The 12,836-nt window shown below is 69.1% G+C and carries 14 protein-coding genes; all 14 read right to left on the bottom strand.

Translation table 11 applies throughout. The features are described 5' to 3' along the window. On the bottom strand, positions 1-228 hold the full coding sequence (locus RCH22_RS06070; protein WP_327013180.1) for a DUF6704 family protein: 228 nt from the start codon (positions 226-228) through the stop codon (positions 1-3). A 98-nt stretch (positions 229-326) separates the two neighbouring features. Continuing rightward, entirely contained in the window at positions 327-974 is a 648-nt protein-coding gene (locus RCH22_RS06065) for a Trp biosynthesis-associated membrane protein (protein WP_327013179.1), read from the bottom strand. Continuing rightward, complete coding sequence (locus tag RCH22_RS06060) at positions 975-2,519, bottom strand: anthranilate synthase component I (RefSeq protein ID WP_327013178.1); 1,545 nt, start codon at positions 2,517-2,519, stop codon at positions 975-977. After that, positions 2,516-2,935, bottom strand: coding sequence for a phosphoribosyl-AMP cyclohydrolase (gene hisI, locus RCH22_RS06055; RefSeq protein WP_327013177.1), 420 nt, complete (start codon positions 2,933-2,935; stop codon positions 2,516-2,518). Before hisI ends, RCH22_RS06060 begins: the two co-directional genes overlap by 4 nt. Beyond that, positions 2,935-3,696, bottom strand: a complete 762-nt coding sequence (gene hisF / locus RCH22_RS06050) for an imidazole glycerol phosphate synthase subunit HisF (RefSeq protein WP_327013176.1) — start codon at positions 3,694-3,696, stop codon at positions 2,935-2,937. The genes hisI and hisF overlap by 1 nt, the downstream gene beginning before the upstream one ends. Before the next feature lie 68 nt (positions 3,697-3,764). Beyond that, positions 3,765-4,604 carry an ATP phosphoribosyltransferase gene (gene hisG, locus RCH22_RS06045; RefSeq protein ID WP_327013175.1) on the bottom strand — a complete coding sequence of 280 codons (840 nt, stop codon included), beginning with the start codon at positions 4,602-4,604 and terminating at the stop codon, positions 3,765-3,767. Between the two features lie 77 nt (positions 4,605-4,681). Continuing rightward, positions 4,682-4,945, bottom strand: a complete 264-nt coding sequence (locus RCH22_RS06040; protein ID WP_134448739.1) for a phosphoribosyl-ATP diphosphatase — start codon at positions 4,943-4,945, stop codon at positions 4,682-4,684. Positions 4,946-4,957: 12 nt separating this feature from the next. Beyond that, the gene (gene rpe / locus RCH22_RS06035; protein WP_327013174.1) at positions 4,958-5,626 is read right to left on the bottom strand and encodes a ribulose-phosphate 3-epimerase; all 669 of its coding nucleotides are present in this window, start codon (positions 5,624-5,626) and stop codon (positions 4,958-4,960) included. 47 nt (positions 5,627-5,673) lie between these two features. After that, positions 5,674-7,065 (bottom strand): transcription antitermination factor NusB, encoded by a 1,392-nt coding sequence (locus tag RCH22_RS06030; RefSeq protein ID WP_327013173.1) that lies wholly within the window; start codon positions 7,063-7,065, stop codon positions 5,674-5,676. Then, positions 7,062-7,979, bottom strand: a complete 918-nt coding sequence (gene fmt, locus RCH22_RS06025) for a methionyl-tRNA formyltransferase (protein ID WP_327013172.1) — start codon at positions 7,977-7,979, stop codon at positions 7,062-7,064. Before fmt ends, RCH22_RS06030 begins: the two co-directional genes overlap by 4 nt. Then, on the bottom strand, positions 7,980-10,034 hold the full coding sequence (locus RCH22_RS06020; RefSeq protein WP_327013171.1) for a primosomal protein N': 2,055 nt from the start codon (positions 10,032-10,034) through the stop codon (positions 7,980-7,982). It abuts the gene before it with no gap. A 2-nt stretch (positions 10,035-10,036) separates the two neighbouring features. Then, on the bottom strand, positions 10,037-11,230 hold the full coding sequence (gene metK, locus RCH22_RS06015) for a methionine adenosyltransferase (protein ID WP_327013170.1): 1,194 nt from the start codon (positions 11,228-11,230) through the stop codon (positions 10,037-10,039). Positions 11,231-11,278: 48 nt separating this feature from the next. Then, the gene (coaBC, locus tag RCH22_RS06010; protein WP_327013169.1) at positions 11,279-12,493 is read right to left on the bottom strand and encodes a bifunctional phosphopantothenoylcysteine decarboxylase/phosphopantothenate--cysteine ligase CoaBC; all 1,215 of its coding nucleotides are present in this window, start codon (positions 12,491-12,493) and stop codon (positions 11,279-11,281) included. Positions 12,494-12,530: 37 nt separating this feature from the next. After that, positions 12,531-12,788 carry a DNA-directed RNA polymerase subunit omega gene (gene rpoZ / locus RCH22_RS06005; RefSeq protein ID WP_134448746.1) on the bottom strand — a complete coding sequence of 86 codons (258 nt, stop codon included), beginning with the start codon at positions 12,786-12,788 and terminating at the stop codon, positions 12,531-12,533. Positions 12,789-12,836 lie beyond the last annotated feature (48 nt).

Raw genomic sequence — 12,836 nt, 5'->3', positions numbered from 1 at the left:
CTAATGACTCTCGTGCGGCGCGACGTCGGCGACGCCGTAGCCCAGCCGGCTCAGTACGAACCCGGCGATCGGGCCGAGGACGAGGAGGACGGCAGAGGCCCATACCAGCCACGGCACATCGAGGAAGAAGGCGACGGTGCCGATCGTGATCGCGACGAGCATGACGACGACAGCCGTCCAGGCCGCGATCGAGTGGCCTTCGCCTGGGTCTACCGACTCGAAGCTCATGGTTCTCCTTCTGGGCGTCAACTGCGTACGCATGGGCGTCATCTGCGGACGCGGGGGATGTGGATCCTGCTGCGGCTCAAGTCTAGCGGCGGCGCCGATCACCGGTCACCGGCCGTCTCGGTGGGATCGTCGCCGCGGGTCAGCCCGTCCCAGGTGATGACGGCATCCTCTCGCTCGTCTTCACCGGCGGAAGCAGCCGGCTGGCTGCCGGGTGCACCGTCCGCGGGCTCGAAGCGCACGGCCTGGTATCGACTCGTCGCGCCGGGCCAGCGGCGAGTCGTGACGAGGATGGCGACACCGGCCACGGCCATGATGGCACCGGCCGCGAAGCCGGCGAAGGCCCAGGGCGTGAGGGCGGCCGCCGTGACGCCGTCCTGGATCGAGGCATTGCCCGCGATGCCGGTCGCCTTCGTGATCCCGGCCGCGCTCGCGGCGGCGGGGTTGCCGATGGCGAGGGCGGCGCCGAGGGACACCGAGAAGCCGAGGAGCACCTCGAGGGCGCCGAGCACCACCCGGATCACGGGGCCCGCGATCGTGAGTGCGCCGGCGAGGGCGAGCCCGGCGAGGGCGAGGGCGCTCAGCGCGCCCGCTGCTGTCGAACCGCTGATCGGCAGGTCGACGGTCGATGACCCCTGCACGACGCGTACGTCGATCCAGACCTGGCTCCAGGCGAGGAGAGCGAGTCCGCTCGCGGCGATCACGAGGAGCACCAGCCGGAGCTTGAGGGTGCGGCCGGTTCGCGTCACCTAGTGCACCCGCTTCATGGCGTTGGCGATCGCGACGGCGCGCAGCGGTGCCGCGGCCTTGTTGACCGATTCCTGGAACTCGCTCGCGGGATCGGAGTCTGCGACGAGGCCTCCCCCGGCCTGCACCCTGGCCACACCGTTGCTGATCGTGGCGGTGCGGATGGCGATGGCCAGGTCCGCGTCCCCGGCGAACCCGAAGTAGCCGACCACTCCCCCGTAGACACCGCGCTGGGTGGGCTCGAGATCGTCGATGATTTCGAGCGCCCGCGGCTTCGGCGCCCCGGACAGGGTTCCGGCCGGGAAGGTCGCCCGGAACACGTCGATGGCCGTCTTCCCCTGCAGCAGGTTGCCCTCGACGGACGAGACGAGGTGCATGATGTGGCTGAATCGCTCGATGCGCTTGAATTCGGTGACCTCGACGGAGCCGGGTGCGCAGACCTTGAGCAGGTCGTTCCTGGCGAGGTCGACGAGCATCAGGTGTTCCGCACCTTCCTTGGGGTCACCGGCGAGCTCGGTTTCATAGGAGGCGTCCTGCTCCGGGGTGGTACCGCGCGGCTTGGATCCGGCGATCGGGTGGGTGAACACGCGCCCGTTCTGGACCTTGACGAGGGCCTCAGGGGACGATCCGACGATCCAGTACGGTTCCCCTGTCGCGGACTCGAGGCCGAGCAGGTACATGTACGGGCTCGGGTTGAGGCTGCGGAGCACCCGGTAGACGTCGATCGGGTCGGCCGTGCACTCCTGGTCGAAACGCTGGGAGATGACGACCTGGAAGATGTCCCCGTCGACGATGTGCCGCTTGGCGGTGTCGACGGAGGCCAGGAAGTCGTCGCGGCTGGTGCGGGCGCGCATCGTCGCGGGGGCCGACATGTCAACCTCGGCGAGCCAGGCTGCCGCTGGCACGGCGAGCCTGGCCTGCATCGAATCGAGCCTGGCCTGGGCGGTCGCCCAGAGCGTGTCCGCGGCGTCGATCCCGTCGTTCAGGACGTTGGCGATCAGCTGGACAGTGCCGAACTTGTGGTCGATTGCGACGAGGTCTGCCACGAAACTGAAGGCCTGGCCTGGTACGTCATAGTCTGCGGTGGGCTGATTGGGCAGGCGTTCCAACTGGCGAACGGCCTCCCAGCCGATGAAGCCGACGAGACCGCCGGTCAACGGCGGGTGTCCGGGAAGCCGCGGCGTCTGCCAGCGGGCGTACAGGGTGGCGAGGGCCTCGAGCGGCGGCTGGGCCGCTGCAGGGCCGAGGACGCGTGCTGCGTCGACGCCGTAGGGGATCCACCGGGTTTCCGAACCCTGCTGGGTGAGGACGCCGAACGACGACACCCCGACGAAGGAGAACCGCGACCAGATGCCGCCCTGTTCCGCCGACTCGAGCAGGAAGCTGCCCGGTTGGCCGGCCGCGAGTTTGCGGTAGATGCCGACGGGGGTCTCCCCGTCCGCGAAGAGTTCGCGGATCACGGGGATGACGCGGTGCCCGGCAATCAGCGCGTCGAACTGCGCGGCCGTCGTCGTGCCGGCCGTGCTCGTCTGGGCATCCGTCGTCATGCGTGTTCTCCGTCTGTCGCGTCGGGGTCTGGCGCATCGGGGTCTGGCGCATCGGGCCTGGCGCCGTGGGCGACGTCGATGTCCCGCCCGTCGAAGCACGTACGGGTGCCGGTGTGGCAGGCCCCGCCGACCTGGTCGACCTGGACGAGCAGGGTGTCGGCGTCGCAGTCGAACGCGGCGCCGCGCACGTACTGGGCGTGCCCGGACGTGTCGCCCTTGCGCCAGTATTCCTGGCGCGAACGTGACCAGAATGTCACGCGGCCCTCTGAGAAGGTCCGCCGGAGGGCTTCCTCGTTCATCCAGCCGAGCATGAGCACCTCGCGGGTGTCCCACTGCTGGATCACGGCGGGCAGGAGACCGTCCGCATTGAAGGCGGCGCACCCGAGGGCGTCGTCGATGGTCTGCAGGGGTGTCATCAGCGCACCACGAGTCCTTCCCTGGCGAGTTCGTGTTTGACGTCTCCGATACTGAGCTCCCCGTTGTGAAAGACGGATGCCGCGAGGACGGCGTCTGCGCCTGCCAGGATCGCGGGCGGAAAGTCTTCGACCCGTCCAGCGCCGCCGGATGCGATCACAGGTACGGTACTGATTTCGCGCATGAGGCCGATCAGCTCGAGGTCGAAGCCGCTCTTGGTCCCGTCCGCGTCGATGGAGTTGACGAGCAGCTCCCCCGCTCCGAGTTCGATCGCGAGCCTGGCCCAGGCGAGGGCGTCGAGGTCGGTCTCCGTGCGGCCGCCGTGGGTCGTCACGACGAACCCGGACTCCGTGCGGTCGCTGCGCTTCACGTCGAGGGACAGGACGAGCACCTGGGAACCGAAGCGGTCGGCGATCTCGCCGATCAGGGCAGGGCGGAGGATTGCGGCGCTGTTGACGCCGACCTTGTCAGCGCCGCTCGCCTGCAGCCGCGAGACGTCCTCGACTCCCCGGATCCCGCCGCCGACGGTGAGCGGGATGAAGACCTGCTCCGCGGTGGCGCGCACGACGTCGTACGTCGTCGCCCGGTTGTCGACGGTCGCGGTGACGTCGAGGAACGTGAGTTCGTCTGCACCCTGCTCGTAGTACCGGCGCGCCAGTTCGACAGGGTCGCCCGCGTCCCTGAGGTTCTGGAAGTTGACGCCCTTGACGACCCGGCCGTTGGCCACGTCGAGGCACGGAATGACCCGCACGGCAAGACTCACGATTGCACCTCCGGGGCTCTGCTGCCCAGTGTTGTTCCGCCCGTTGCTATTCTGCCCACAATCGGGTTCTACAGGCGGGCGTTGTGGATGGCGCTGATCAGGATGGCCCGGGCGCCGAGCTCGTAGAGGGCGTCCATGACGTGGTTGCTGTCGTGACGCGGGACCATCACGCGCACGGCGACCCAGTCGGGGTCGTGCAGGCTCGACACCGTGGGTGACTCGATTCCGGGGGCGAGCAGGCAGGCCGCGTCGAGTTTGACGAGCGGGATGTCGTAGTCCATCAGCACGTACTGGCGGGCGACGAGCACGCCCTGCAGCCGGCGGAGGAGCGTGTGGATTCCGGCGTTCTCGTTCTCGGAGGTGATCAGGACCGCCGTCGATTCGAGGATGACCGGGCCGAAGATCTCGAGGCCGGCCTTGCGCAGGGTCGTTCCGGTCGAGACGACGTCGGCGACAGCATCCGCGACACCCAGTTGGACGGCGGACTCGACGGCGCCGTCGAGGGTCACGAGGGTCACCGTGACGGAGTGACGGGCCAGGAAGGCTTCGACGAGACCGGGGTAGCTCGTCGCGACGCGGAGCCCTTCGAGGTCGCTCAGCTCGCCGAAGCGTCCGGCGGGGCCCGCGAAGCGGAAGGTCGAGTCGCCGAAGTCGAGGCTCGCGATCTCCCGTGCCGGGGAGCCGGAATCGAGCAGAAGGTCCCGGCCGGTGATTCCGACGTCGAGCGCCCCGCTGCCGACGTATGTGGCGATGTCCCGCGGACGCAGGTAGAAGAACTCGACGCCGTTGCGCGGGTCGGACACGACGAGGTCGCGCGGGTCGCGACGCCCGGTGTACCCGGCCTCGTGCAGCATCTGTGCCGCGGTTTCGGACAGGGAGCCCTTGTTGGGCACGGCAATTCTCAGCATCTCAACACTCTCAGCAGGTCAGTTCTCGGGGTGGCGTCTCGGGGCTATCGGCGGCGGCGGCCGCTGCGGCGGCCGGTTCAGAGGTGCTTGTAGACGTCGGCGAGGGTGAGCCCCTTCGCCAGCATCATGACCTGCACGTGGTAGAGCAGCTGGCTCATCTCTGCGGCGGTTTCCTCGTCGCTCTGAAACTCCGCGGCCATCCAGACTTCGGCAGCTTCTTCGACGATCTTCTTGCCGATGGCATGCACTCCCGCGTCGAGTTCACGGACGGTTCCGGAGCCTTCCGGCCGGTTGAGTGCTTTTTCGCCCAGTTCAGCGAAGAGGTTGTCGAATGTTTTCACTCCCCTAGGTTACTAGTGCGCGTGCGAGTGCGCGGTCGCAGCAGTCCTCAAGAGCGCGATCCGGGCCTCGGGATCCGGGAAACCGAACACGCTCGAGCCGGCGACGAAGGTATCCGCGCCAGCCTCTGCGGCCACGACGATGGTCTCCTCCGTGATGCCGCCGTCGACCTGCAGCCAGATGTCCCTGCCACTGGCCCTGACGGCATCCGCCACCGTATGGAGCTTGCGCATGGTCGACGGCAGGAAGCTCTGGCCGCCGAAACCGGGCTCGACGGTCATCACGAGGACCTGGTCGAATTCGGCGAGGAACTCGAGGTACGGCTCGATGGCGGTGCCCGGCTTCAGGGCGATGCCCGCGCGGGCGCCTGCTGCCCGGAGTTTGCGGGCGAGCGCGACCGGGTTGGTCGTCGCCTCACCGTGGAAGGTCACGGAGAACGCCCCGGCCTCGGCGAATTTCGGTGCCCACCGTTCCGGATCCTCGATCATGAGGTGCGCGTCGACGGGCAGCGCAGAGACCTGCATGATGCGCTCGACGACGGGGAGCCCGAATGTCAGGTTCGGCACGAAATGGTTGTCCATCACGTCGACGTGCACGAGGTCGGCGGTGCGGATGCGGCCGAGGTCGCGTTCCAGGTTCGCGAAGTCTGCGGCGAGAATGCTGGGGCTGATCCTGATCGGCATGACTTCACCCTATCGCCGCAGGCACGCCGCCCAGACCCCTCTGCCGTCTAGGCGCTGCGCTCGAGCAGGGTGATGAACATCGCGTCGGTTCCGTGGCGGTGCGGCCAGAGCTGCACGCTCGTTCCGTCGCCGGGCAGGTCGAGCGGCCTGCCGCTGAGTCCCTGGACGACCGCGGCGGTGTCGACGGCCCGCACCCGGTCTCCCCACTTCCTGAACGCCGTCGCGACGATGCCGCGGCTCTCCGCGATGTGCGGTGAGCACGTGACGTATGCAAGGAGGCCGCCGGGCTTCAGGGCGCCGAGCGCCGCGTCGATGAGGCCGGACTGCAGGTCGGAGAGTTCGGCGACGTCGCGCGGAAGCTTGCGCCAGCGCGCCTCCGGCCGGCGACGCAGTGCGCCAAGGCCCGTGCACGGTGCGTCGAGCAGGATGCGGTCGAATTCCTCGGAGTGGTTGACGGCAATGCGGGTCCCGTCGAGTTCCCAGACCGGAACGGTGCCGGGAACCGCGGAGAGGGCGCGGCGCACGAGCGTGGCCCTGGCCGGCACGAGCTCGTTCGCGACGAGTTCGGCGCCGCCCGCCCGTGCTTCTGCGGCGAGCAGGGCCGCCTTGCCGCCGGGTCCGGCGCAGAGGTCAAGCCAGCGTTCGCCCGGCGTGATGGGGCGGGCCCGGCTCAGGGTGAGTGCTGCGAGCTGCGAACCCTCGTCCTGCACCCGGATGCGGCCGTCGTGATCGGTGACGAGGTGAACGGGGTCTCCGCCCGCGAGCATGAACCCGACCGGGGAGTACTCGTTGGGTCGGCCGAGGCCGGCGGTCTCCTCCGCTGTCGTGATGCCAGGCAGCGCGACCATGTTGACCCTGGGGGCGGCGTTGTCGGCGATAAGCAGGTCTTCGAGTTCGTCCTCACGGCCTTCGAGGCGCAGCGACTGCCGGAATGCGCGCACGACCCACACCGGGTGCGAGTGCTCGGCGGCGAGCCGATCGTCTGCGGAGCCTGCTCCGGCGAGGACCCGTTCGCGCCACTCCTCCGGGGTCGAGCGGGAGATGGTGCGGAGCACGCCGTTGGTGAAGCCCGTCGCAGCACGGGAGCCGACCTGGCGGGCCAGTTCGACGGATTCGTTGACGGCGGCATGGGTCGCGACGCGCGTCGCGAGCAGCTGGTGGGCGCCGAGGCGCAGCACGTCGAGAATGGCCGGGTCGATCGCGGAGACCGGCCGGCCGGCCGCTTCCGCGATAACGAGATCGTAGTAGCCCTGCATGCGCAGGGTGCCGTAGGTCAGTTCGGTGGCGAGGGCGGCATCCGCCGTGCTGAGGGCGGCCCGCTGGATACGGGTCGGCAGCAACAGGTTGGCGTAGGCGTCCGACTCACGGACGGCGGCGATGACCTCGTAGGCGACGCGGCGGGCGGGCTGGACGAAGCCCTGGTGCTGTTGGACGCTCATGAGGCGACCACGTCCGTCGCCGCCATGCCGCGCCACCAGTCGATTGCCTTCATCTGTGTCTTTCCAGCCGGTTGCACCGTGATGAGCTCTAGCGGCTCCGTCCCGGTTCCAACCAGCACTTTCTTGTCGAATTCGCGAATCACGCCCGCCGGAACCGGCTGGACGCCGTGGGTCGGCGCGAGGTCGAGGACCTTGAGGCGCGCTTCGCCGAGCATGGTGAAGGCTCCGGGTTCCGGCGTCACGCCGCGCACCCGGTTGTAGACGACCTCAGCGGATGCGGCCCAGTCGATCCTGGCATCGGCGAGGCCGAGCTTGGCGGCCGTGGTCGGCTCGCCCACCTGGGGCACCGCCTCGATCGTGCCGGCCTCGAGCTGGTCGACGACGTTCCTGAGCAGCGCGGCGCCGCTGTGACTCAGGGACTCGAGGAGCCCGCCTGCGGTCGCGTGCCGGGAGATCGGTTCGGAGAAGCTCGCGAACACGGCGCCGGCGTCGAGCTCGGCGACGAGCTGGAAGACCGCTGCGCCCGTCCGTTCGTCTCCGGCCATGATGGCGCGCTGCACGGGCGCGGCCCCGCGCCAGCGCGGCAGCAGGGAGAAGTGCAGGTTGATCCAGCCGAGGCGGGGAACGGAGAGCAGGGGTTCCCGCACAAGCCCGCCGTAGGCGACGATGACGCCGAGATCGGGTTCGATGGCTTCGATTCGTTCCGTCGCCGCAGCGTCGAGACGGTTGGTCTTGAGCAGCGGAAGTCCGAGCCCGGCAGCGGCCTGCGCGAGGGGCGACGGGGTGAGCACGCGCTTCCGGCCGAGGGGGGCATCCGCGCGGGTGATGACCGCCGCGATGGAGTGCGGCGAGTCGGCAAGGGCCTGGAGACTGGGCACCGCCACCTGGGGCGTGCCCGCGAATACGAGTTTCATTTAGAGCAGCTCCGGGTCGTCGAATCGTACTTTGAGTGTAGGTGCCGGGCGGAAGGCGGCGCCTTTGGCCCGGCGGCGGCGCGCTGCATTGCGCACAATCGCCGCCTTCACGAACCTGGCGACGTCGTCGCCGTCCGCGTAGTTGAACCGCACGACGGCACGGACGAGGGGGTCGACTGTTGTGACCGGACCGAGCACGTCGAGGCCGGGGACGTCGGTGAGGTCCTCGACCGCTGCCGCGACATCGGCGGCGGTTCCCGTCACAGAGGCGACCCGCACGGCGGGCGGGAAGCGCAGCTGCCTGCGGTCCGCGAGTTCTGCCGCTGCGAAGGCACCGGGCTGCCACGCGTTGAGCGCCGTCGCGAGTGCCCCGCCGACGCCGGCGAGCATGACGGACGCGCCGGGGGCGGCGAGGGCTGCTGCGTTGCTCCACCAGCGAAGGCAGTCCTCTGCGACGCCGAGGGATTCGCGGCCGAGCATCTTCTCACCGTCGAGCAGGAGGATCGCGCGGTAGCCTCCTGCGGGGATCGGCTCGGCACCGCGCGTCGCAACGACGAGGGCAGGGGCAGCCCCGATCTGCTGCAGCGGATGCTCCCCGTCGGCGACGAGGACCAGCGCGCCGGGAAAGGCGCGGCCCAGTTCCTCGGCGGTGCGCCCGGTTCCGAGCGACACCACCCGCAGGGACCTGCCCTCACAGTGCAGGCAGCTCCAGCCTGCTGCAAGCTTGCCGCACCAGCGGCAGGACGGCACGGCGTTCGCGCTCGCGAGGGCGAGCGGTCCCTGGCAGTGCGTGCAGCGGGCTGATTTCTTGCAGGTCTGGCAGGCGAGGGTCGGCGCGTACCCGGGGCTCGCGACCTGGACGAGGACAGGTCCGTCCGCGAGGGCGGCCCTGGCCACCTGCCAGGCGGCCGAGGGTATCCGGTTGGTCCGCTCCTGGCGGTCGGGGCTGAGCTGGAATTCGGTGGGGATCACCCGGGGATGCCGAGGGCTCAGGGGATGCGCCTCGCCGAGAAAACCCAGTTCGAGGAGCCGCTGCACCGGCACGCTGCGGGTGTGCCCGAAGAACATCAGTGCGCATCCGCTCAGGGCCTGGCGGACCAGTGCAGCGTCGCGGGCGTGGACGTAGGGGCTGAGCGGTTCGGAGTGCAGGGGGTCCCCGTCGTCCCAGAGCAGGATCGCCCCGAGGTTGTGCGCCGGCGCATAGACCGCAGACCGGTTGCCGAGGATGATCCGCGGGGTGGGTTCCAGGCAGGCGAGGAAGGCACGGTAGCGCTCGGGGTTGGGCTGGCGGGCATCGACCCTGCTCACGGTTCCCGCAGGCGCGCAGGCATCGAGGGCGGCCTCGAGCTGGTCCTGATCGCGGTAGTCGGGAACGCAGAGGATGGCGCTTCGCCCGCTCCGAACGGTTGCTGCGGCGAGTTCGGCCATTGTGGTGGCCCAGTGGCCGACGGTGCGCCCGTCCGGCAGGGCGACGAGGGCGGGTACGGCGGCCACGCTGAGGCGCCTCTGCTCGGCCAGTGCCGCGTCGAGCAGGCCGGCCGGGTAGTCAGCGAAACCGGCGGATGCCGCCGGCTCGGCTTCCGAAGCAGGTTCGGCATCGTCCTGCGCAGCCTCGCCCTGCGCGGCGAGCCAGGCCTTCTCGACCCGCACAGCGCGAGGGGGGATCGCGAGCCGGAGCACGTCGCTCGCGTTGCCGGCCGCGCGGTCGGCGACACGACGTGCCAAACGCCACACCTCCGCCGTGAGCACGGGGGCAGCGGACACGATGGCCTCGACCGGGCTCAGGGCGCCATGGAAGTCGGCGGCTGCGTCCTTCGGGGTCACGATGCCGGACAACGGTGCGTTCAGGGTCGCGAGGATGGCTCCCCCGGCATCGAGTACCTCGATCAGGTATCCGTCGGCGACGCGTCCGGCCGAGCGCAGGGGCACCCGGACCCGTACCCCCGGCCGCGCGGCCGCGGCGAGGTCGTCCGGGATGCCGTAATCGAAGAGATGGTCGAGCTGGGGCAGTGTCGACTCGATCAGGACGCGTGCCACGAGGCCCGTGCGTCCCATGATCAGATCCCGGAGGCGCTTCTCAGCTCGTCGACGCGGTCCAGCCTCTCCCAGGTGAACTCGGGCAGCTCACGACCGAAATGACCGTATGTCGCCGTCTTCCGGTAGATCGGGCGGAGGAGGTCGAGGTGATGGATTATGGCGGCCGGTCGCAGGTCGAAGACCTCGCGGATCGCCGCGGTGATCTCCTTGTCCGGCAGTGCCCCTGTTCCGAAGGTCTCGACGTAGAGCCCGACGGGCGCTGCTTTGCCGATCGCGTAAGCGACCTGGATCTCGAGCCGTTCGGCCAGCCCGGCTGCGACCGCGTTCTTGGCCACCCAGCGCATCGCGTACGCTGCGGAGCGGTCGACCTTGGACGGGTCCTTGCCGCTGAAGGCGCCCCCGCCATGACGGCTGGATCCGCCGTAGGTGTCGATGATGATCTTGCGGCCGGTGAGTCCGGCGTCGCCCTGGGGGCCACCGATCTCGAAGCGGCCCGTCGGGTTGATCAGCATCGTCAGGCTCGAGGAATCGAGTTCGACGCGGGACAGCACCGGGCGGATCACAAGCTCTTCGACCTCGGCACGGAGGCGCGCCGTCGTGACCGAAGGGGCGTGCTGGGTGGACAGGACGACGGTCTCGACGGTGCGCGGGATGATGCCGTCGTAGCCGATCGTGACCTGGGTCTTGCCGTCAGGGCGGAGGTAGTCGAGTTCACCGGACTTGCGGACCTCGGCGAGGCGTTCGGCGAGGCGGTGCGCGATCCAGATCGGGATCGGCATGAGCTCGGGGGTCTCCCGGGTGGCGTAGCCGAACATGATGCCCTGGTCGCCGGCGCCTTGGCGGTCGTAGTCTTCGGCGCTGGCCTGTTCGCGGTGCTCGAAGGCGTCGTCGACGCCCTGGGCGATGTCGGGAGACTGGCCGCCGATGGAGATCTCGACGCCGCAGGAGCGGCCGTCGAACCAGACGTCGGAGGAGTCGTAGCCGATGTCGGTGATGCACTTGCGCACGATCGACGGGATCTCGACGTACGCTTCCGTCGAAACTTCGCCGGCGACGTGGACAAGGCCGGTCGTGACCAGGGTCTCGACGGCGACGCGGCTGTTCGGGTCCTCGGTGAGGAGGGCGTCGAGGATGCTGTCGGAGATCTGGTCGCAGATCTTGTCCGGGTGACCTTCGGTGACGGATTCGGAAGTGAAGAGGCGAAGATCGCTCATCTGGCCTGTCTCTGTGTCGATGGTGGAAAAGAAGTTTGGATGAAGGGATCAGCCGAGTGCGGCGACCACAACGTCAAGGATGCGTCCGGCCACCGACATTTTTGTCCCCGCGGCCTCCGCCACTATAACTCCGGCAGAATCGAGGATCCGAACCTCGTTACGTTCCGCGGCGAACCCTTCGGTCCAGCCGACCCGGTTGAGAACGAGGTAATCACAGCCCTTGCGCGAGAGCTTCTCGCGGCCGAGGGAGAGGAGCCGGTCGGGGTCCGCCTCCGTCTCTGCCGCGAATCCGATCACGAGCTGACCGGTGGCCTTCGCCGCGGCGAGGCCCGCGAGGACGTCCGGGTTCCTGACGAGTTCGAGGGTGAGGGTGTCCCCCTCGTCGTCTTTCTTGATCTTGTCGCCGCGGACCGTGGCAGGGCGGTAGTCCGCGACCGCTGCGGCCATGATGACGGCGTCCGCGCCCGCAGCCGCCTCGGTCACGGCGGACTGAAGTTCGAGTGCAGTGCCGACGAGGCGGGTCTCGATGCCCGCGGGCACCGGGATCTCGAGATTCGCCGCGATGAGAACGACCGACGCTCCCCGCGCGCGGGCGGCTTCGGCGAGGCGCACGCCCTGCTTGCCACTCGATCGATTGCCGAGGAAGCGGACGGGGTCGAGAGGTTCCCTGGTGCCGCCGGCTGTGATGACGACGCGCCTGCCGGAGAGGTCTCTGGCCGGGGTCGCCGGGTGCAGGGCGGCGAGGGCCGCAGCGACGATGACGTCGGGTTCCTCCATCCGGCCGACACCGGAATCCGATCCGGTCAGGCGTCCGACGCCGGGGCCGACGACGATGACGCCGCGGTTTCGGAGGGTCTGCACGTTGTGCACGGTCGCCGGGTTGTTCCACATCTCGGTGTGCATGGCCGGGGCGATCACGAGTGGCGCAGTGCTCGCGAGGATCGTGTTGCCGAGGAGGTCGTCGGCGAGGCCGGCCGCGAGCTTGGCGATCGTGTTCGCCGTCGCAGGGGCCACCACGATCAGGTCCGCCGACTGCCCGATGGCGACGTGGCGCACTTCCGCGACGCCCTCATAGAGGTCGGTGTGCACCGGGTTCCGGGAGATCGCTTCGAGTGTCGGCCTGCCGACGAAGCGCAGCGCAGCGGGCGTCGCGACAACGTGGACGGAGTCCCCGAGCAACACGAAAGCGCGCACGATGTTGACCGCTTTGTACGCGGCGATGCCGCCGGTGATTCCGACGACGACAGTGCGTCCTTGCGACATCCTGCGCGCTTCTGGTGTTCTTCTGGTCTGCTTCGTGTTACTCGACGATCGGTCGGGAAACGAGCTTGTCTTCGTTGATTTCCCGGAGTGCAACGGAGAGCGGCTTGTCGTCGACAGTCGAGTCGACGAGCGGTCCGACGTTGTCGAAGAGGCTGCCTTCGTGCAGGTCCGCGTAGTAGTCGTTGATCTGACGTGCCCGCTTGGACGCGAAGATCACGAGCGCGTACTTGGAGTCGACCTTGGTGAGCAGGTCGTCGATGGGCGGGTCAATGATACCGGTGGGCTTGTTGGCCAAGGTGGCACTCCTTCAGAGCGTTTGCGGCGAGTAGACGGATAAGTCGGA

It is taken from the genome of Cryobacterium sp. GrIS_2_6 (genome assembly GCF_035984545.1).
Taxonomy (GTDB): domain Bacteria; phylum Actinomycetota; class Actinomycetes; order Actinomycetales; family Microbacteriaceae; genus Cryobacterium.
Note: the sequence above shows the minus strand (reverse complement) of the source record. Positions and strands in the feature narration are given on the sequence as shown.

What these genes read in the sequence shown, in the direction of transcription:
- coaBC (WP_327013169.1), bottom strand. Translation starts at nt 12,493, where the DNA reads ATGTCGCAAGGACGCACTGTCGTCGTCGGAATCACCGGCGGCATCGCC.
- RCH22_RS06070 (WP_327013180.1), bottom strand. Translation starts at nt 228, where the DNA reads ATGAGCTTCGAGTCGGTAGACCCAGGCGAAGGCCACTCGATCGCGGCC.
- hisG (WP_327013175.1), bottom strand. Translation starts at nt 4,604, where the DNA reads ATGCTGAGAATTGCCGTGCCCAACAAGGGCTCCCTGTCCGAAACCGCG.
- hisI (WP_327013177.1), bottom strand. Translation starts at nt 2,935, where the DNA reads ATGACACCCCTGCAGACCATCGACGACGCCCTCGGGTGCGCCGCCTTC.
- metK (WP_327013170.1), bottom strand. Translation starts at nt 11,230, where the DNA reads ATGAGCGATCTTCGCCTCTTCACTTCCGAATCCGTCACCGAAGGTCAC.
- RCH22_RS06030 (WP_327013173.1), bottom strand. Translation starts at nt 7,065, where the DNA reads ATGAGCGTCCAACAGCACCAGGGCTTCGTCCAGCCCGCCCGCCGCGTC.
- RCH22_RS06060 (WP_327013178.1), bottom strand. Translation starts at nt 2,519, where the DNA reads ATGACGACGGATGCCCAGACGAGCACGGCCGGCACGACGACGGCCGCG.
- RCH22_RS06020 (WP_327013171.1), bottom strand. Translation starts at nt 10,034, where the DNA reads ATGGGACGCACGGGCCTCGTGGCACGCGTCCTGATCGAGTCGACACTG.
- fmt (WP_327013172.1), bottom strand. Translation starts at nt 7,979, where the DNA reads ATGAAACTCGTATTCGCGGGCACGCCCCAGGTGGCGGTGCCCAGTCTC.
- rpe (WP_327013174.1), bottom strand. Translation starts at nt 5,626, where the DNA reads ATGCCGATCAGGATCAGCCCCAGCATTCTCGCCGCAGACTTCGCGAAC.